Consider the following 17,917-nt stretch of genomic DNA (forward strand, 5'->3'; position numbering starts at 1 on the left):
CGTGCCTAGTGAAACAGGATGGGATCGGGCCGCAGGCTGAGCGTGACCGGCAGCGCGGCGACGATGTCGCCGTCGGCCTGCACCGGCAGCGGATGCGCGGAGTGCGCGCTGAGCTCGGTGCAGCTGAAGCATGAGGCGCCCGGCACCCGGTCGACCCTTGCCCCCAAGAGCATGGTCAGGACGAAGCGCAGGTAGCGCAGCCTTGTGACCTTGGTCAGCGCGACGACATGAAGCTCGGGCGCATGCAACCGTGCCGCCGGGGCGAAGCTCCACGGGCCGGCGAAGAAGCGGCCTTTGGCAACGTAGAAGGCCTCGCAGCTTATCGTGCGCCCGTCGGCTTCGAGCATGATCTCGTGGCGTGGCCAGCGCAGCAATGTCCGGCAGAATGCGACCGCATAAGCGAGCCTGCCGATCCGCCGCTTGAGACGCGGCGACAGCGCGGCAACTGCGGCGCTGTCCGGCCCGACGCTCGCGCAGGCGAGGAACAAGGTCTCGTTGAGGCTCACCGCATAATGTTTCCGCGCCGCCGCGCCGCGCAGGACCCGCTCGGCATAATGATCGGGCACCAGCGAGCAGCGCGCCTCGCGGTGGATGAGGTTGATCGTGCCGGTCGGATAGATGCTCAGCGGCACTGCGCGCCCGCAAATGGCCGAGGCGAGCGCGACGTGCCGGACGGTGCCGTCGCCGCCGATCGAGCAGACATGGTCGGCCTTGGGGTCGATCGCGAAGCTGATCCCGGGACCGCATTGAGAGACGATCACCTGCGCCCCGGCGCGTTCGAACGCACCCTGAAGCGCTGTGACGATCGTGCTGCGATAGGTGCCGGCGGTGGGATTGACGACCAATTGCACGGTCGTTCGGATGGTCTGTTCCATGGTGTCCGCGCATCAGCCCCGTAACGCCCGCTGTCTCGCACAGAAGGATTAACAAGCGACCCGCAGTCCGCGGAACTGACCTCGCGAGGGGCTCGTTCATGACCTCGAACAAGCTCTACAAGGAGTGTGACATGGACAAGAAAAATCCCGGCGGCGAGCACGAGCGCTCGAAAGGCGAGGAACGGGTCGGCTATATCGCGTCGGGCAATCCGGAAGTGCTCGACGAGCAGAGTGAGGCTGAGGCCGGCGGTGAATCGGCCGGCGGGGCTTATCCCAACCCCCACCAAGGCAAGGAGCCCAAGAAGGACGGCTTCATGGCCAGCGGCGGGCAGACCGAAATGGCCTATCATGGCACCGGCCAGCTTGGCGAGCGCAAGACCGGTGACAATCCCAACGCGCCGTCGGAGGAAGAATAATCCACGCTTTGCTTCGCGACCGCGCTTACGGATAAGAAGCCGGTTGCGGGGACAAGACATTGCCGGAAGGAGCTGATCGCAGCCATTGCCTGGTCGCCGACGTCGGCGGCACCAATGTGCGTTTCGCGCTGGCGCCGATCGATGCGGCTGGGCCGCTCGTCGAAGAGCGCGCATGGCGGCTCGCCGACTTCGACGGACCGGACGCCGCCGTCCGTGCCTATCTGCAAGCGGTCGCGCCGGTCGCGCGGCCGCGGGCCGGCATGCTCGCGATCGCAGCGCCGGTCGATGGTGACGAGATCGGCATGATCAACGGGCATTGGCGCTTCTCGCTTGCCGAGACGCGTCGCAGCCTCGGCTTCGATCATCTGCACGCGCTCAACGATTTCGCGGCCAATGCCTGGGCCGTGGCGGAGCTCGATCGCGGCGATTTGCTCGGCATCGGCGCGGCGACGCCCGATCCCGCCGCCGCGGGAAGCTTTCTCGTGCTTGGCACCGGCACCGGTCTTGGCGTCGCTTCGCTGCGGCGCGATCTTGGCGGGCGGCTGACGATCGGCGCGACCGAAGGCGGCCATGTCGCATTCGGCCCGCTCGACGAGCAGGAGGATGCGCTGCTGGCGCGGCTGCGCCCTCGCTTCGGCCGTCTCTCCTACGAGCGTCTATTGTCGGGACCCGGCCTCACCCTTCTCCATCAGGTCCGGGCGGGCGGACCCGATCTCGCTCCGGAGCTGATCATCGGGCGCGCGGCGGCGGGCGAGGCCGAGGCGGAGCGCTCGGTCGACCTGTTCTGTGCGATCCTCGGCAGCTTTGCCGGCGACGCGGCGCTGATCCACGGCGCGTGGAACGGACTCCATCTCGCGGGATCGATGATCAATGCCCTTGCGGCGCCGCTCGCCAAGGGCGCGTTTCGGCGGCGCTTCGAGGCCAAGGGGCGCTATGCCGCGCGGCTCGCCGCGATTCCGACCGCGATCGTGCTGCAGCCCGCGCTCGGGCTGCTTGGCGCGGCGGGCGCGCTTCGCCATCAGCTCGCGGAGAATCAGCCATGACCAGTGATCCAATCTGCATCTGGCCGCTTGGCGCGATCCTCGGCGAAGGTCCGGTGTGGGTCGCGCGCGACCGCGCCTTGTGGTTCACCGACATCAAGCGGCGCAAGCTTCACCGCTTCGATCCGGCGAGCGAGGAAAAGCGCAGCTGGGACGCACCGTCGCAGCCGGGATTCGTCCATCCCGCGCGCGACGGCGGGCTGGTCGTGGGGCTGCAGACCGGGCTTCATCGCTTCGACCCGGCAAGCGCCACATTCGAGTTCCTGACTGCTCCCGAGCCGGATCGCCCAGGCAACCGGCTCAACGATGCCACCGTCGCCCCCGACGGTAGCCTGTGGTTCGGTTCGGTGGATGATGGCGAGACCGTCGCCAGCGGCGCCTTCTATCGCCTCGAGCCCGACGGACACGCCGTTCGGATGGGGGGCGAGTGCGCGATCACCAACGGCCCGGCGCTGAGCCCACACGGATCGATCCTCTATCATGTCGACTCACTGGCGCGGGCGATCGACCGCTTCGACGTTGCTCCGAACGGAGTGATCTCGAATCGCCGGCGCTTCGCGACAATCGACGAGGCCGACGGCTATCCCGACGGGCCGACCGTCGATTGCGAAGGCCATGTCTGGATCGGGCTGTGGGGCGGCTGGCGCGCGCGCCGCTATGCGCCGGACGGCAGCATCTCGGCCGAAGTGCGTTTCCCGGTGGCCAACGTCACCAAGCTTGCGTTCGGCGGGCCCGACTTTGCGACTGCTTTTGTCACCACCGCAAGCCAGGGCCTCGACGATGCGGCGCTCGCCGATCAGCCGCTCGCCGGCGGGCTGTTCGCGTTCAATGCCGATGTCCCGGGGCTTCCGGGCCACGAAGTGTCGATCGGGATCTGACGCCGCTCTTGCGGGGTTCGCAAAGTCTCGAAAATAAACTGATTTATGTTGGCCCCGACACCGCGCAACCTGTTGCCAAGCCGCCCGGCACGGTTCATGACTTGGGCATGCTCTCTCAACGGACGCGGTACACGATCCGTGCAATGCTCCACCTCGCCGACCGTTACGGCGAGGGGCCGGTGCAGCTTGGCGAGATCGCCGAGCGCCAGAATATCCCGCCCAAGTTCCTGACCGTGATGCTGTCGCAGATGAGCCGCGAAGGCCTGGTCGGCACCCGCCGCGGCCGCGAAGGCGGCTATTGGCTCGCGAAGCCGCCGCAGCAGATCAGCTACGGCGAGCTCGTCCGCCTGACGCGCGGCTCGCTGGGTCTGCTGCCGTGCGCGAGCCGCTTCGCTTACCAGAGCTGCAAGCATTGCATCACCGAGGAGAAGTGCCGGCTCCACCGCGTGATGCTGATGGTGCGCGACGAGACGGCGCGCATCCTCGACGGCCTCTCGCTCGCCGATCCGGTGCCGCTCGACCTGCCGTTGGAACAGCAGGTCGAGGAAATGGGCGACCAGCGCCGCGCCTTCTAGAACAGGCTGCGATCAGATCACGATTCGAAACAATGCCCCGCCGGCCGCGCTGCGGTCGAGCGCGATCGATCCGCCATGCGCGAGCACGATCTGGCGGGCGAGGCTGAGCCCGACGCCGGTGCCGCTCGCCTTGGTGGTGAAGAAGGGCAGGAAGACGTCCTGCGCGAGCGCGTCCGGCACGCCGGGACCATTGTCGGCGACATCGATCTGCGTCCGGCTGCCGGGAGTCTGGCTGAAGGACAGCGAAATCGCGGGTGCTGCGGCATGTCCGGCCGCCGCCTCGGCCCCGTTGCGCAGCAGATTGAGCAGCACCTGGCACAGCAGATCGGGGTCGGCATCGATCGTCAGCCCGGCGGGATCGACGTTCAACGCAAGTGGAACGTGCTCGACGTCCGCGGCACGGAGCAGAGCCTCGAGCTCGCGCGCCCAGCCAAGCACCTCGAAGACCTGTCGGCGGACGCGCGGCCGGCGGCTGATCTGGCGGTACGATTCGACGAAATGCATCATTCCGTCGGCGCGTCGGGCGAGCGTCTCCACCGCCGCGCGCGCGTCGGCGATCGCGGCAACGCCGCCGGTGTCCGCCGCTGCGATCAAATTCGCGGCGGTGTGGGCGAGCGAGGTGACCGGAGTCATCGAATTCATGATCTCATGCGTCAGCACGCGCACGAGGTCGCTCTGGGCGGCAATCTCGACGGCGTTGAGCTCGCCCTGGATCGGCTGCACCGCAATCACCTGGACCAGCCCGCCGAGCCGGTGAACGGTCGCCGCGCTGACCATCGCCGTCTGCGGAACCGCGTCGAGCACGATCGGCACGAGGCGGGGGCGCCCGACCGACGAAGCGGTAAGGCTCTGCACGAAAGCATCGCCATAGGGCCTGAAATCCTCCACTCGAACCCCGCTGTGGCGGGCGAACAGGCGCCGTGCCGACTTGTTGGCAAGATCGACCCTCTTGTCGCCGTCGACCGTCAACAGTGCGATCGGCGCGTCGTCGAGCACCGCCTCGTAGAAGCGGTTGGCGTCGACGAGCCGGTGGCGCTCCTCGCGCAGCCGCTGCATGCCCTGCTCGAGCGCCTCGCCGAACTCGCGAAACCCGCTGCCTTCATGGCGGTGGCTGAAGCCCTGCGAGAGATCGCCGAAGCGCACCGCTTCGACGAAGCGCGCCAGCTCGACATTGGTGCGCTGGATGTAGCGCCACATTTCGGCGACGGCGCCGACGCACAGCAGAAAGCTCAAGACGCGCACGGCGCCGAGACCTTCGGCGTGCAACGCCGAGGCCAGAGCGAAGGCTGCCGCCAGCAACAGCACCAGGCGCCAGAGCAGCCCGGCGATGAAGCGGCGTCTAAAGCCCATGCTTTTCCATGCGCCGGTAGAGCGCGGCGCGGCTCAGACCGAGCTCGGCGGCGGCGAGCGAGATGTTGTAGGCATGCTTGGTCAGCGCCTGCTCGACGATCTGCCGTTCGACCCTTTCGAGGTTGAGATCGCTCGTCGCGGGCCTCGCCGGCGCGACCGGCCGTGCCGGGACGCTGCTGCGCGAGAGCGAGAAATCGTCGAGCGTGAGCGTTTCGCCCTCGGCGAGGATGACGGCGCGCTCGACGGCATGGCGCAGCGCGCGAACGTTGCCGGGCCAGTCATAGGCCTGGAGCATGGCCGCGACCTCGCGCGGTACCGAGCGGTCGGGCCGGCCATATTTGCGCGCGTAATGAGCGATATAATGGGCGACGAGCAGCGGAATGTCCTCGCGGCGTTCGCGCAGCGGCGGCAGCTCGATCTCGACGGTGTTGAGACGGAACAGCAGGTCCGGCCGGAACAGGCTTTCGTCGGCGAGCCGCTCCGGCGGGAGGTTGGTCGCCGCGATCACCCTGACGTCGATCGGCACCGGCTTGTTCGCGCCAACGGGGATCACCTGCCTTTGCTCGAGCGCGGTCAGAAGCTTGGGCTGCAGGTGAAGTGGCAGATTGCCGACCTCGTCGAGGAACAAGGTGCCCCCGTCCGCCGCCTGGAGACGGCCGATGCGGTCGCCGCGGGCGTCGGTGAACGCCCCTTTGACGTGGCCGAACAATTCCGCCTCGAACAGATTCTCGGCGATCGCGCCGAGATCGACCGAGACGAGCACGCCCTGCGCACGGCGCGAGCGGCGGTGCAGCTCTTGCGCCACCAGCTCCTTGCCGGTGCCGTTCTCGCCGAGGATCAGGACATTGGCTTCGGTCGGCGCCGCCTTTTCGACCAGCGACAGCACGCGCGCGATTCCCGGCGCCTCGCCGAGCAAAGGCGTCTCGCCCATCGCGGGAGCGGTGATCGCAGCGGCGCGCTTCTTCGCGGTGTCCGCCGCTTCGCGCGACTGGCGGAGCGCCGCCGCCGTGCGCACCGTCGCCAGCAACCGCTCGTTCGACCAGGGCTTGGAGACGAAGTCGGTTGCGCCCCGCTTCATCGCATCGACCGCGATCTGGACGCCACCGTGCGCGGTGATCATCACCACCACCGCCTCTGGATCGCGCTCGAGGATCGCGCCAAGCCAGTGGAAGCCCTCCGCCGCATTGGTCGCGCCGCGCCCGAAATTGGCGTCGAGCAGGATGACGTCCGGCAGTGTCTCGGCCATTGCCGCAAGCGCCTCGTCGGGCGTCTGGAAGGTCGCCACCTCGGCGAAGAGGTCGCGCAGCAGGAGCCTCGCGGACAGCAGGATGTCGGGATCATCGTCCACGACCAGGCACAGATCGAACATTTGTCTGCTCACCACCCGCCTCTCCTAGACCACGCCTGTGAGTGGATAAACAATTTCCATGCCAAGCCGCGCCCACCCCCGCCGCGCTGCCGCTGCCGCGCCGATGCTGTTCGCGAACGGACAAGAAGTGTCCGGAACCGGACACCATGGCGGCCCCGACCCAAGAGGCCGCGTCGGTGCCCACCGGACTGGCACGGGGATTGCTTGGAGGGGGGCGGAGGTGGTTGATGAGCGTCGTGCGGATCCAGGCACAGGACGAAGCGGCGGGGGGGGCGAGCGGCAGCGCGATGGACCGAGTCGTCGCGCCAAGCCGCGCGCCGGCACGGATCAGGATCATTTTCGGCTTGCTGCTCGCGGCGCTCGCCGCGGCGGCATTCATGCTGTTCGCGCCGACGACCGGCAGCCAGACGATCGCCGCCGACCGGGTCACGATCTCGACGGTCGTGCGCGGACAGTTCGAGGATTTCCTGCCGCTACGCGCACGCGTGACCCCGCTGGTCAGCGTCTTCCTCGATGCGGTCGAGGGCGGCCGGGTCGAGAAGGTGCTCGTCGAGGACGGCTCGATGGTCGAGAAAGGGCAGCTCCTTGCCGTCTTGTCGAACAGCGATCTGCAGCTCAATCTGCTCGCCCGTCAAACCGAGGTGACGCAGCAGATCAACTCGATGCGCAGCCAGGAACTGGCGCTGGCCCAGACGCGCCTGCAGAACGAACGGCTGCTGATCGATGCCGATCTCGCGACGCGCAAGGCGCAGCGCCAGTTCGAGCTGCAACGGCCGCTCGCCGACAAGGGCTTCGTTCCCGCCAAGGTGTTCCGTGACAGCCAGGACGACTATCAGATGAGCCGCCAGCGCAGCGCCGTGCTGCGCCGCGCGCAGGCCACCGACGAACGGCTGCAGACGAGCCAGCTCGCCCAGCTTCGCGATGCCGCGGCGTCGCTCAGCACCAGCCTCGACATCGCCCGCGCGACCCTCGACGCGCTCAACCTGCGCGCGCCGGTCGCCGGCCAGCTCACTGCTTTCTCGATCCAGGTGGGCCAGTCGATGAACCGCGGCGAGCGGCTCGGCCAGATCGACAGCGCTGGGCGGAACAAGCTGGTTGCCGATGTCGACGAATTCCACCTCGGCCGAGTCCGCCCCGGGCAGCGGGCCACCGCCGCGTGGGGCGGCAAGACCTATCAGCTCAAGGTCGCGAAAATCTATCCGCAGGTCAGGAACGGCACGTTCGAGGTCGACTTCCAGTTCGTCGGCGCCGAACCCGATGCCGTGCAGCGCGGCCAGACCTTGCAGCTGCGGCTGACTCTCGGCGACACGGTGCCTGCTCTGCTGATCCCGAGCGGCGCGTTCGCCAACGATACCGGCGGGACGTGGCTGTTCGTGGTAAGCCCGGACGGCAGCACGGCGGTGCGGCGCGAGGTCCGCCTCGGACGGCGCAACGCCAATCATATCGAGGTGCTCGCCGGTCTCGAACCGGGCGAACGGGTCCTCACCTCGCCCTACACCGGTTTTGCCGACAAGGTTCGGCTCGACCTCGAGCGCTGAAGGAGCTCGTGATGCTGAAGATGCGGAACTTGTCGCGGGTCTACCGCACCGAAACAATCGAGACGACCGCGCTCGACGGCATCGATCTCGACATCGCCGACGGCGAGTTCGTCGCGATCATGGGGCCTTCCGGTTGCGGCAAATCGACCTTGCTCAACATCCTCGGCATGCTCGACAGCCCGACCAGCGGCTCCTACTCGTTCGACGGCATCGAGGTGGCGGGACTGCCCGAGGCGAAGCTGGCCGATATCCGCAAGCACAATCTCGGCTTCATCTTCCAGAGCTTCAACCTGGTCGACGAATTGTCGATCCGAGAAAATATCGAGCTCGCCTTGCTCTACCACGACGTCTCGGCCGCCGAGCGGCGCCGGCGCGCCGACGAGGTGATGGACAAGGTCGGGATCGCCCACCGCGCGCGGCATCGGCCGAACCAGCTATCGGGCGGGCAGCAGCAGCGGGTCGCGGTCGCCCGCGCGTTGATCGCCAGGCCCCGCCTGATCCTGGCGGACGAGCCGACCGGCAATCTCGATACCCAGCACGGCGAGGAGGTGATGAAGATGCTCCAGGCGCTCAATCGCGAAGGAGCGACGATCGTGATGGTCACCCACTCTCCGAGCCACGCCGATTATGCCGGTCGGCTCTTCAACATGCTCGATGGCCGCATCCTTCAGGAGCGGCGGCGTGCGGCCTGAGGCAGCGAAACCACGCCTGGAAGCAGAGCGGAAAACAGGAGGCTGCTGATGTGGCGCAACTTTCTCACGGTCGGCCTGCGCACCTTGGTGAAGAACCGCACCTATGCGTTCATCACCATCTTCGGGCTCGCGATCGGAATGGCCGCCTGCCTGATGATCCTGCTCTTCGTGCGCTATGAATCGAGCTACGACGAATGGCTGCCGGGCGCCGCGGACATTTATCAGGTCCAGACCTGGCACCATCCGAAGGACGCGGGCGAACCCAGCCTCGCGCAGATGACGCCCTATGTCACCGGCGGGCTGCTCGCGAAGGATTTCCCGCAGATCGAGAAACAGGTCTATGCGCTGTCGAGCGCGCCGGTGTTCATCGACGGCGGCCAGGCTTCGCTGACCGAAGACTATCTCTATGTCGACGGCAATTTCCTTGACGTCGTCCCGCTGCCGCTGGTGCGCGGCGATCGCCGCGCGCTCGACCGGGTCGGCAATGTGCTGATCACCCAGAGCGAGGCGCGCAAGCGCTACGGCACCGACGATGTCGTCGGCGAGACGATGACGGTGATCAGCAAGGGCATCACCAGCGATTATCGCATAGCCGGCGTGTTGCGGGATCTGCCCAGGAGTTCGCACATGCGGATCGCCGCGCTCGTGCGCATCGACATGCCGACCTACATGTTCCGCGAAACGGAATTCCTCACCTGCTGGGGCTGCCAGGGCGGATGGGTCTACGCCAGGCTCAAGCCCGGTAGCGATCCGCAGCGGATCGAGGCGGCGCTTCCGGCATGGGAGAAGCGCAACATACCGGACGAGGATTCGGGGGAGATCCACTTCAACGCCGGCGACGACCAGGACTGGCATTTGGTCAACGTGCGCGACGTGCACCTCGGCCGGGCGCAGATCGGGGCGATGTCGCCCGGCAACGATCGTCAGACGATCGTCACGTTCGCGGTCATCGCGCTGCTGATCCTCGGCATGGCGATCATCAATTTCACCAACCTTGCGACCGCACGCGCGAGCCAGCGCGCTCGCGAAGTGGCGCTCAGAAAGGTGCTTGGCGCGACCCGTCCGCAGCTGATCGCGCAATTCATAGGCGAGGCGCTGATCGTCGCGACGATCGCCATGATCGTCGCGCTGGCGATGGTCGAGCTGCTGTTGCCGCGGGTCGCGGCCTTCCTCGATGCCGATCTTGCGCTGAGCTATTTCGGCCCCGGCGGCATCGCCTTGCCGGTGATCCTGCTGGTCCTGGTCGTCGGCGTGCTGGGCGGCCTCTACCCGGCCATCTTCCTGGCGCGCTTCCAGCCGGCCGCGGTGCTCAAGGCCAACCAGTCGGTCGCGGAGACCCCGGGATCGGGGCGCCTGCGCAGCATTCTCGTCGTCGGGCAATTCGCGGTCTCGATCGGGCTGATCATCTGCACCGCCGTGGTCTACGCGCAGACCGTCTACGCCCGCACCGTCGATCCCGGCTACAAGCGTGAGCAGGTGCTGCAGGTGAATGGGCTCAGTCGCTACCAGCTGATGAACCTCGGCGACACGATCGTCGAGCGGGTCCGGCGCGTTCCGGGGATCGAAGCGGTGGGACGGACCGGCATCGGTGTCGCGACCGAGAACAACAACAACAGCGGCGTGATGGTGCCGGGCAACCCCAAGCCGATCTCGCTCGGCCAATATCACGTCGATGAAGGATTCCTCGACGCGATGGGCATGACCTTGCTGGCCGGGCGCTGGTTCGATGACAACCGGCCGCTCGACGACATGACCTTGCCGTTCCCGCTCCAGCCCGAAACGCAACAGGCGCTCGTCGCGCGCGGCGGCAATGTCGTCATCAACGAGCTCGCGGTGAAGCGCCTCGGCTTCAAGAGCCCGCAAGATGCGGTCGGCAAGCGTCTGCGCGCGGCGGTGGTCAAGAATGAATATGGGCTGGTGCCGGTGACGATCATCGGCGTCGTCAAGAATGCCCGCTTCCGCTCGATCAGGCTGCCGCTCGATCCGATCATGTTCAACAACGCAAGCAGCGGCCATCAATTTCTCGTCGCACGCTACCGCGGCGATCCCGGCGCAGCGCGCACGGCGATCGAACAAGTGTGGAAGGGCATCACCCGCGAGGTGCCGTTCGATGCCCGCTTCAGCGAGGACATCATCGAAGAGCTCTATGCCGCCGACGATGCGCGGGCCAAGACCTTCGCGGCTTTCGCCTTGCTTGCGGTGGTGATTGCCTGCCTGGGTCTGTTCGGGCTCGCCGCCTTCACCGCCGAGCGGCGGACCAAGGAGATCGGCATCCGCAAGGTGCTCGGCGCGCGCACCCAGGACATCGTCCGCTTGCTCGCCTGGCAATTCTCGAAGCCGGTGATCATCGCCAATCTGATCGCCTGGCCGATCGCCTGGTGGGTGATGCGATCGTGGCTGAACCATTTCGACGCGCGCATCGCGCTCGGCCCGGGTCCGTTCGTGCTCGCCGCGGTGCTGGCGCTGGCGATCGCGATCGGCACGATCGCCGGCCACGCGATCAAGGTCGCACGGGCCAACCCGATCCTCGCGCTTCGCTACGAATGAGGAGCCGATGAGCGCGCTCGCACTGGGCCTCGCCTGGCCCATCGTCACGTTGGCGATCACCTTTATGCTTTGCCTGACCGGCTTGCGCGCATGGCGCTTATGGCTGGACGTGCGCGTCCGCGAGATCGAAGCGCGGCGTCGCGAGGAGCCGGAGCTCGATCCTGGTGTCCGGATTGAGATCGCCAGCCTCAAGGAAGGCGTCCGCAGGCTCGAAGCGATCGCGCGCGGCATCGACCTTTGAAGTAGCGGGAAGCGGTGGTTTGCTGCACGTTCGCTTACTCTGCGGAATCGCGGCTTCGCCGCTTGGTTGATCCCCTGATCTCTTGAGGAGGCTGCGGTGCGGGTGTTGCTGATCAGCGACTTGGTGCTGATGATCGCCAGGCCGGAGCTCAGCCTGTGACGGGGCGCGATCCGCGGCTCCGGAGCCGCTTGTTGATCGGCGCGATCGCCGGCATCGCCGGGACGGTGGCAATGACATCGGCGATGGCCCGGCTGCATCGCCGCCTCCCACCCTCCGAGCGCTATCCGCTCCCGCCGCGCGAGATCGTCGAGACGGTCGCCGCCAAGGCGGGGGCCGCGCTGGACGACGAGGCCGCGAAGGATGCGACAACCGCCGCGCATTTCGCTTATGGCGCCGCCGCCGGCGCCGCGATCGCGGCGGCGACCGTCCGCCCCGGAGCTGGGGGCGGCGCTGCCGCCGGCGTGGCGATCTGGATGGCAAGCTACCTCGGCTGGATCCCCGGGACGGGCATCCTCAAGCCGGCGACCTTGCACCCGCGCGGGCGCAACGCGCTGATGATCGGCGCGCACGTCGTCTGGGGGATCGCCACCGCGCGCGCGATGAGCGAGCTGGTGCTTGCCCGCGAGACGATGCTTCGCACCGGTCCGCTATCGGACAGCGCTCGGCCGGATCGGGCCAAGCCGGATCGCGCGGAGGACAATAAAGAATAGCACCGAGCCGGACGGCAACGCTTTGCTGCCGCCCGGCCGGGCGCGATCAATCGACGTGCTGGGATAGATTGGGCGGGTCGCTCGCCGGGAAGCTTTCGTCGGATGCTTCGTCGACCTCGTCCCAATTGGCGGGTGGATCACGCATCGCGCCGCGGCCCGCCGGCCGGACGTTGCCGGAAGCGCCGACCGGGCCGTGTGCGCCGCCGTGGCGGAGCGCGGGAGCGGGAGGGACGTCTTCGTCCTGGTCGCGAGTGCCGCGCCAGCGCAGGAAGGCGCCGACGGCAACCGCGCAGGCCGCGCCGATCCCGGCCACGACCGCCGTTTTCGCGTCGAACCTGGCGAGCCCGCCTTTTTGCTCCCGACGATTGCCACTCTTAGCCATGAATACCTCCTGGTTATTAAGCCGGAACAACGGAAATGGGACAGCGGTTCCCCGAGCCGATTTGGAACCGCGTGCGCTCTGGGCTAGTTGCCGTCCGGCCAACCAAGGATCTGCTCTTGTCGGAAACCGAAACTCTTTCTCCTCTGCTCTCGAACGAGGTCGAGCAGGCGACCCGCAGGCTGCTCGATAAGGCGTGCGAGCGCGATCTCTCGCTGGCGACGGCGGAGAGCTGCACGGGCGGGATGCTCGCGTCGCTGTTGACCGACGTTCAAGGGAGTGCGCATGCGTTCGAGCGCGGCTTCGTCACTTATTCGAACGAGGCCAAGCATGAGATGCTGGGGGTGCCAATGGAGTTGATCGACACGCACGGGGCGGTTTCCCGCGAGGTGGCGGTGGCGATGGCCGAGGGCGCGCTCGCGCGCTCGCGGGCCAATATCGCTCTGTCGATCACCGGCTTCGCCGACGTCGGCGAAGAGCCGGGCCTGGTCCATTTCGGCTGCGCCCGCGCGGGCCGCAAGACGGCGCATCGTGAAGAGCATTTCGGCCCGATCGGCCGTGGCGGCACGCGCGTGGAGTGCATGCGCGTCGCCGTCGAGATGATCACGGAGATGCTGTGATGGCGGCATCGCGGCCCTTTGCGGCGATACACCGCCACGGCTTCGTTCGTGTCGCTGCGGCGACGCCAAAGGGATCGGCGGGCGACGTCGCGTTCAACGTCCGGGCGGCGATCGAGCTGGCGGGCGAGGCGAACGCGCGCGGCTGCGACCTCGTCGTGTTCCCCGAGCTCAACATCTCGTCCTACGCGGTCGACGATCTCCATCTCCAGGAGGCGTTCCTCGATGCGGTCGAAAGCGGGATCGGCGAATTCGCGAAGGCGACCGCCAAATTCGGCCCGGTCTTCTGCATCGGCGCCCCGCTTCGCCGCAACGGCCGGCTGTACAATTGCGCAATCGTCATCGCGCGCGGCCGGATCCTGGGAGTGGTGCCGAAGAGCTTCCTCCCCAATTATCGCGAATATTACGAGAAGCGCTGGTTCGCCTCGGGCATTGGCCTCAACGGCATCGACCTTGCCGTCGCAGGCGAGATCGTGCCGTTCGGGACCGACCTGATCTTCGCGGCGACCGATCTCGCCGACTTCATCTTCCATGTCGAGATTTGCGAGGATTATTGGGCGCCGCAGCCGCCTTCGACGATCGGCGCGCTCGCCGGGGCGTTGATCCTGTGCAACCTCTCCGCGTCCAACATCACGATCGGCAAGGCCGACGAGCGCAAATTGCTGTGCGCATCGCAATCGTCGCGTTGCTGCGCGGCCTATGTCTATGCCGCCGCGGGGCCGGGCGAGAGCACCACCGACCTTGCCTGGGACGGCCAGAGCGCGATCTACGAGCTCGGCGAGCTGCTCGTCGAATCGAGCCGTTTCGACGCCAAAGCCGAGCTTGCAGTGGCGGACGTCGACGCCCAGCGCCTGCGGCTCGAGCGGATGCGGATGCCGACGTTTAACGACAATGCCGTCGCCGCAGGCCATCCGGAAAAGAGCGTCCGGCGAATCCATTTCGAGCATCGGCCGTCGCTGAAGGACATCGGCTTCGAGCGCCGGCTGCGCCGCTTTCCCTACGTGCCCAACCGGGTCGAGCAGCTCGACCAGGATTGCTACGAGGCGTTCAACATCCAGGTGCAGGGGCTCGCGACGCGCTTCACCGCGACTTCGGGCCAGCATTTGGTCATCGGCGTCTCGGGCGGGCTCGATTCAACCCATGCGCTGATCGTCGCCGCCAAGGCGTGCGACTTCCTCGAGATCCCGCGCAGCACGATCCTCGGCTTCACGATGCCCGGCTTTGCGACCAGCGACAGCACCAAGAGCAATGCCTGGGCGCTGATGAAGGCGCTGGGCGTGGTCGGCGAAGAGATCGACATCAAGCCGGCCGCGCGCCAGATGCTCGCCGACATGGGCCACCCGTTCGCCAAGGGCGAGCCGGTCTATGACGTGACGTTCGAAAACGTGCAGGCGGGCCTGCGCACCGACTATCTGTTCCGGCTCGCCAACCAACGCCGCGGCTTCGTCGTCGGAACCGGCGATCTTTCCGAGCTTGCGCTCGGATGGTGCACGTACGGCGTCGGCGACCAGATGAGCCATTACGGCGTCAACGCCGGCGTTCCCAAGACGTTGATCCAATATCTGATCCGCTGGGCGGTGAAGTCGGGCCAGTTCGACGAAACCACCAACGCTGTGCTCGACTCTATCCTCGGCACCAAGATCTCGCCCGAACTCGTCCCGGCCGACGAGCAGGGGATGCAGAGCACCGAGGACCGGATCGGCCCCTATGAGCTGCACGATTTCTTCCTGTTCCACGTGCTGCGCTCCGGTCAGCCGCCGTCGAAGGTCGCCTTCCTTGCATGGCAGGCGTGGCACGATGTCGAAAAGGGATCGTGGCCGGTCAATTTTCCGGACGCGCTCAAGCACGAATATGATCTGGCGACGATCGCCCGCTGGCTCGAGGAATTCCTCGTACGCTTCTTCAAGACCAGCCAGTTCAAGCGCTCCGCGCTTCCCAATTCGCCCAAGGTCTCGATGGGCGGCAGCCTGAGCCCACGCGGTGATTGGCGGGCACCCTCGGATGGGGTCGCGGACCCGTGGCTGGAGGAGCTGCGCGCCGCGCTGCGCGACTGACCACTGCGTCCTGTCGCGAATGCTGCACCTGCGAACAACAGCAAGCCTCGGAAAATTGGCGGATTTGCGCGGTTCCTAACCTAAGTCAGGCAGGAGCCATCGCGCGCACCGGGAACTCGTTACGCCGGTCGACGTTATCCATTGAGTTCCCTACTTTTCTCAGAGGCTTCCATTGATCACATTTTCCTCCGCCTCGTCGCTGGGGCCCAAAACAACTGCGACTTTACCGTCCAATAATCATGGCCTGATCTGCTTTTCGCATCTGCGGTGGAATTTCGTTTTTCAAAGACCTCAGCATTTGATGAGCCGGTTCGCGCAGGACCGGCGTGTGATCTATTGGGAAGAGCCCGAAGACGCGCTTCCCGGCTGCGAGCCCGCGCTCGGCATTAGAGTCTGCGCCGAAACCGGAGTCACGGTCGTAACCCCCTCGCTGCCGCAGGGCCTGTCGGAAGACGGGCGCGAGGCCGCGCTCAAGGCGTTGCTCGACAGCTTCCTGGCCGGGGAGCAGGGGCCGTTCATCCGCTGGTATTACACGCCGATGATGCTGCCCTTCTCGCGGCACATCGCGGCAGCCTGCACGGTCTATGATTGCATGGACGAGCTCGCGAACTTCCGCTTCGCGCCGCCGCAGCTGCTCGAGCTCGAGCGCGAGCTGTTCGCCTTTGCCGACGTCGTCTTCACCGGCGGCTACAGCCTTTACGAGGCGAAGCGCGATCGCCATCCGAACATCCATCCTTTCCCGTCGAGCGTCGACCGTGCCCATTTTGCGCAGGCGCGCGCGATCGGCGCCGAGCCGGCGGACCAGGCGCAGCTGCCGCGGCCGCGCTTCGGCTTCTATGGCGTCGTCGACGAGCGCATGGACCTCGAGCTGATCGCGAAGGTCGCCGACTCTCATCCCGAATGGTCGATCGTAATGGTCGGGCCCGTGGTGAAGATCGATCCGGCCGATCTGCCGCAGCGGCCGAACCTCCATTATCTTGGGGGCAAGAGCTACGACGAATTGCCGGCCTATCTCGGCGGGTGGGACGTCGCGTTGATGCCGTTCGCGATCAACGAATCGACCAAGTTCATCAGCCCGACCAAGACGCCGGAATATCTCGCCGGCGGCCGTCCGGTGGTCTCAACCCCGATCACAGACGTCATCCGCCACTACAATGATCTCGACGGCTTGTTCGTCGCCGACGGCGCGGACGAGTTCATCAGGAAGTGCGAGGAAGCGCTCGCGCTGGCGCAAGGCTCCGACGAATGGCTGAAGGAAGTCGATGCCAAGCTCGCCAATTTGAGCTGGGACACGACCTATGCGCGCATGGCCGGTCTGGTCCGCGAGGCGATCGCCGTCCCGCAGGCGGGACCGCGCGTGATCACCTCTGCCGGCAAGAAGAAATATGATTATCTGGTGGTCGGTGCCGGCTTTGCCGGCGCGGTGATCGCCGAGCGGCTCGCCAGCCAGCATGACGCGCACGTTCTCGTGGTCGACAAACGGCCGCATGTCGCCGGCAACGCCTATGATCACAAGGACGAGGCGGGGGTGCTGATCCATCAATATGGACCGCACATCTTCCACACCAACTCCGACGAGATCATCGATTATCTGTCGCAGTTCACCCAATGGCGGCCGTACGAGCACCGCGTGCTCGCCCACGTCCGCGATCAGCTGGTTCCGATCCCGATCAACCGGACGACCCTCAACAAATTGTTCGATCTCGATCTCAAGACCGACGAGGAGGCCGCGGCCTATCTCGCCACCCGGGCCGAGCCAACGAGCGAGATCAGGACGTCCGAAGATGTCGTCATCTCAGCCGTCGGGCGCGAGCTCTACGAGCTGTTCTTCCAGGGCTATACGCGCAAGCAATGGGGCCTGGATCCGAGCGAGCTCGACAAGGCCGTGACGGCGCGCGTGCCGACCCGGACCAACACCGACGACCGCTATTTCAACGACACCCACCAGATGATGCCGCGCGACGGCTATACGGCGATGTTCAACGCGATGCTCGATCATCCCAACATCGACGTTCTGCTCAGCACCGACTATCACGACATCATCGACGAGGTCGACGCGGGGCATATCGTCTTCACCGGACCGATCGACGAATATTTCGATTTCCGCTTCGGCAAGCTGCCCTACCGCAGCCTGCGCTTCGAGCATAAGATCGTCGACCAGGAGCAGGTGCAGCCGGTCGCGGTGGTCAATTACCCCGATCCGCAGGTGCCCTACACGCGGATCACCGAATATAAGCATTTGACCGGTCAGAAGCATCCGAAGTCGAGCATCACCTACGAATATCCGAGCGCGGAGGGCGATCCTTATTACCCCATCCCGCGGCCGGAGAATCAGGAGCTGTTCAAGAAATACGAGGCGCTCGCCGACTCTACGCCCGGCGTCACCTTCGTCGGGCGGCTCGCGACCTATCGCTATTACAATATGGACCAGGTCGTCGGCCAGGCGCTCGCCACGTTCCGCCGCATCGATGCGAAGCGCCGGCAGACGACGCCGCAGGTCACCAAGATCTGGACCGAGGCCGCCGAATAGTCGAGCTCCCCGGTCCGCTTCTCTCCACGGAGCGGGCCGGGGATACAGAAGGTCATCAGATCAGGAGCGAAGTGCTTGTGTCGGGCGGCTGAAATCGTTCTAGTCC

General features: G+C 66.4%; 16 protein-coding genes. 12 read left to right on the top strand and 4 right to left on the bottom strand.

Annotated features, from left to right (window positions below):
* Nucleotides 1-5: 5 nt before the first annotated feature.
* Nucleotides 6-875, bottom strand: coding sequence for a diacylglycerol/lipid kinase family protein (locus tag V6M48_RS10745; protein WP_332812538.1), 870 nt, complete (start codon nucleotides 873-875; stop codon nucleotides 6-8).
* Nucleotides 876-1,006: 131 nt separating this feature from the next.
* Here V6M48_RS10745 and V6M48_RS10750 point away from each other — a divergent pair, with 131 nt between their 5' ends.
* From V6M48_RS10750 to V6M48_RS10765, 4 genes are all read left to right on the top strand, one after another.
* Nucleotides 1,007-1,291, top strand: a complete 285-nt coding sequence (locus tag V6M48_RS10750; protein ID WP_332812539.1) for a hypothetical protein — start codon at nucleotides 1,007-1,009, stop codon at nucleotides 1,289-1,291.
* Nucleotides 1,292-1,350: 59 nt separating this feature from the next.
* Entirely contained in the window at nucleotides 1,351-2,334 is a 984-nt protein-coding gene (locus V6M48_RS10755; protein WP_332812540.1) for a glucokinase, read from the top strand.
* Complete coding sequence (locus V6M48_RS10760; RefSeq protein ID WP_332812541.1) at nucleotides 2,331-3,209, top strand: SMP-30/gluconolactonase/LRE family protein; 879 nt, start codon at nucleotides 2,331-2,333, stop codon at nucleotides 3,207-3,209. Before V6M48_RS10755 ends, V6M48_RS10760 begins: the two co-directional genes overlap by 4 nt.
* Nucleotides 3,210-3,316: 107 nt before the next feature.
* Entirely contained in the window at nucleotides 3,317-3,784 is a 468-nt protein-coding gene (locus V6M48_RS10765) for an RrF2 family transcriptional regulator (protein WP_332812542.1), read from the top strand.
* A gap of 12 nt (nucleotides 3,785-3,796) precedes the next feature.
* On the opposite strand, the gene V6M48_RS10770 is transcribed toward V6M48_RS10765, so the two are convergent.
* Together V6M48_RS10770 and V6M48_RS10775 are read right to left on the bottom strand one after the other, a co-directional pair.
* On the bottom strand, nucleotides 3,797-5,134 hold the full coding sequence (locus V6M48_RS10770; protein ID WP_332812543.1) for a sensor histidine kinase: 1,338 nt from the start codon (nucleotides 5,132-5,134) through the stop codon (nucleotides 3,797-3,799).
* On the bottom strand, nucleotides 5,124-6,503 hold the full coding sequence (locus tag V6M48_RS10775; RefSeq protein ID WP_443019096.1) for a sigma-54-dependent transcriptional regulator: 1,380 nt from the start codon (nucleotides 6,501-6,503) through the stop codon (nucleotides 5,124-5,126). Before V6M48_RS10775 ends, V6M48_RS10770 begins: the two co-directional genes overlap by 11 nt.
* Nucleotides 6,504-6,730: 227 nt before the next feature.
* Here V6M48_RS10775 and V6M48_RS10780 point away from each other — a divergent pair, with 227 nt between their 5' ends.
* The 5 genes from V6M48_RS10780 to V6M48_RS10800 all read left to right on the top strand — a co-directional run bounded on the left by V6M48_RS10780 (nucleotide 6,731) and on the right by V6M48_RS10800 (nucleotide 12,231).
* Nucleotides 6,731-8,041 carry an efflux RND transporter periplasmic adaptor subunit gene (locus tag V6M48_RS10780; protein ID WP_332812545.1) on the top strand — a complete coding sequence of 437 codons (1,311 nt, stop codon included), beginning with the start codon at nucleotides 6,731-6,733 and terminating at the stop codon, nucleotides 8,039-8,041.
* An 11-nt stretch (nucleotides 8,042-8,052) separates the two neighbouring features.
* Nucleotides 8,053-8,733: an ABC transporter ATP-binding protein gene (locus tag V6M48_RS10785; RefSeq protein ID WP_332812546.1), complete on the top strand. Its 681-nt coding sequence runs from the start codon at nucleotides 8,053-8,055 to the stop codon at nucleotides 8,731-8,733.
* Between the two features lie 48 nt (nucleotides 8,734-8,781).
* On the top strand, nucleotides 8,782-11,280 hold the full coding sequence (locus V6M48_RS10790) for an ABC transporter permease (RefSeq protein ID WP_332812547.1): 2,499 nt from the start codon (nucleotides 8,782-8,784) through the stop codon (nucleotides 11,278-11,280).
* Nucleotides 11,281-11,287: 7 nt separating this feature from the next.
* On the top strand, nucleotides 11,288-11,521 hold the full coding sequence (locus tag V6M48_RS10795) for a hypothetical protein (RefSeq protein WP_332812548.1): 234 nt from the start codon (nucleotides 11,288-11,290) through the stop codon (nucleotides 11,519-11,521).
* Between the two features lie 191 nt (nucleotides 11,522-11,712).
* On the top strand, nucleotides 11,713-12,231 hold the full coding sequence (locus V6M48_RS10800) for a hypothetical protein (RefSeq protein WP_332812549.1): 519 nt from the start codon (nucleotides 11,713-11,715) through the stop codon (nucleotides 12,229-12,231).
* Between the two features lie 46 nt (nucleotides 12,232-12,277).
* Here V6M48_RS10800 and V6M48_RS10805 read toward each other — a convergent pair whose 3' ends face one another.
* Nucleotides 12,278-12,613: a hypothetical protein gene (locus V6M48_RS10805; RefSeq protein ID WP_443019095.1), complete on the bottom strand. Its 336-nt coding sequence runs from the start codon at nucleotides 12,611-12,613 to the stop codon at nucleotides 12,278-12,280.
* Nucleotides 12,614-12,729: 116 nt separating this feature from the next.
* On the opposite strand from V6M48_RS10805, the gene V6M48_RS10810 reads away from it, so the two are divergent.
* The 3 genes from V6M48_RS10810 to glf all read left to right on the top strand — a co-directional run bounded on the left by V6M48_RS10810 (nucleotide 12,730) and on the right by glf (nucleotide 17,811).
* Nucleotides 12,730-13,230, top strand: a complete 501-nt coding sequence (locus tag V6M48_RS10810; RefSeq protein ID WP_332812550.1) for a CinA family protein — start codon at nucleotides 12,730-12,732, stop codon at nucleotides 13,228-13,230.
* The gene (locus V6M48_RS10815) at nucleotides 13,230-15,281 is read left to right on the top strand and encodes an NAD(+) synthase (protein WP_332812551.1); all 2,052 of its coding nucleotides are present in this window, start codon (nucleotides 13,230-13,232) and stop codon (nucleotides 15,279-15,281) included. The genes V6M48_RS10810 and V6M48_RS10815 overlap by 1 nt, the downstream gene beginning before the upstream one ends.
* A 301-nt stretch (nucleotides 15,282-15,582) precedes the next feature.
* Complete coding sequence (glf, locus tag V6M48_RS10820; protein WP_332812552.1) at nucleotides 15,583-17,811, top strand: UDP-galactopyranose mutase; 2,229 nt, start codon at nucleotides 15,583-15,585, stop codon at nucleotides 17,809-17,811.
* Nucleotides 17,812-17,917 lie beyond the last annotated feature (106 nt).

This window comes from Sphingomonas sp., assembly GCF_036677245.1.
In the GTDB taxonomy this organism is placed as follows: domain Bacteria; phylum Pseudomonadota; class Alphaproteobacteria; order Sphingomonadales; family Sphingomonadaceae; genus Allosphingosinicella.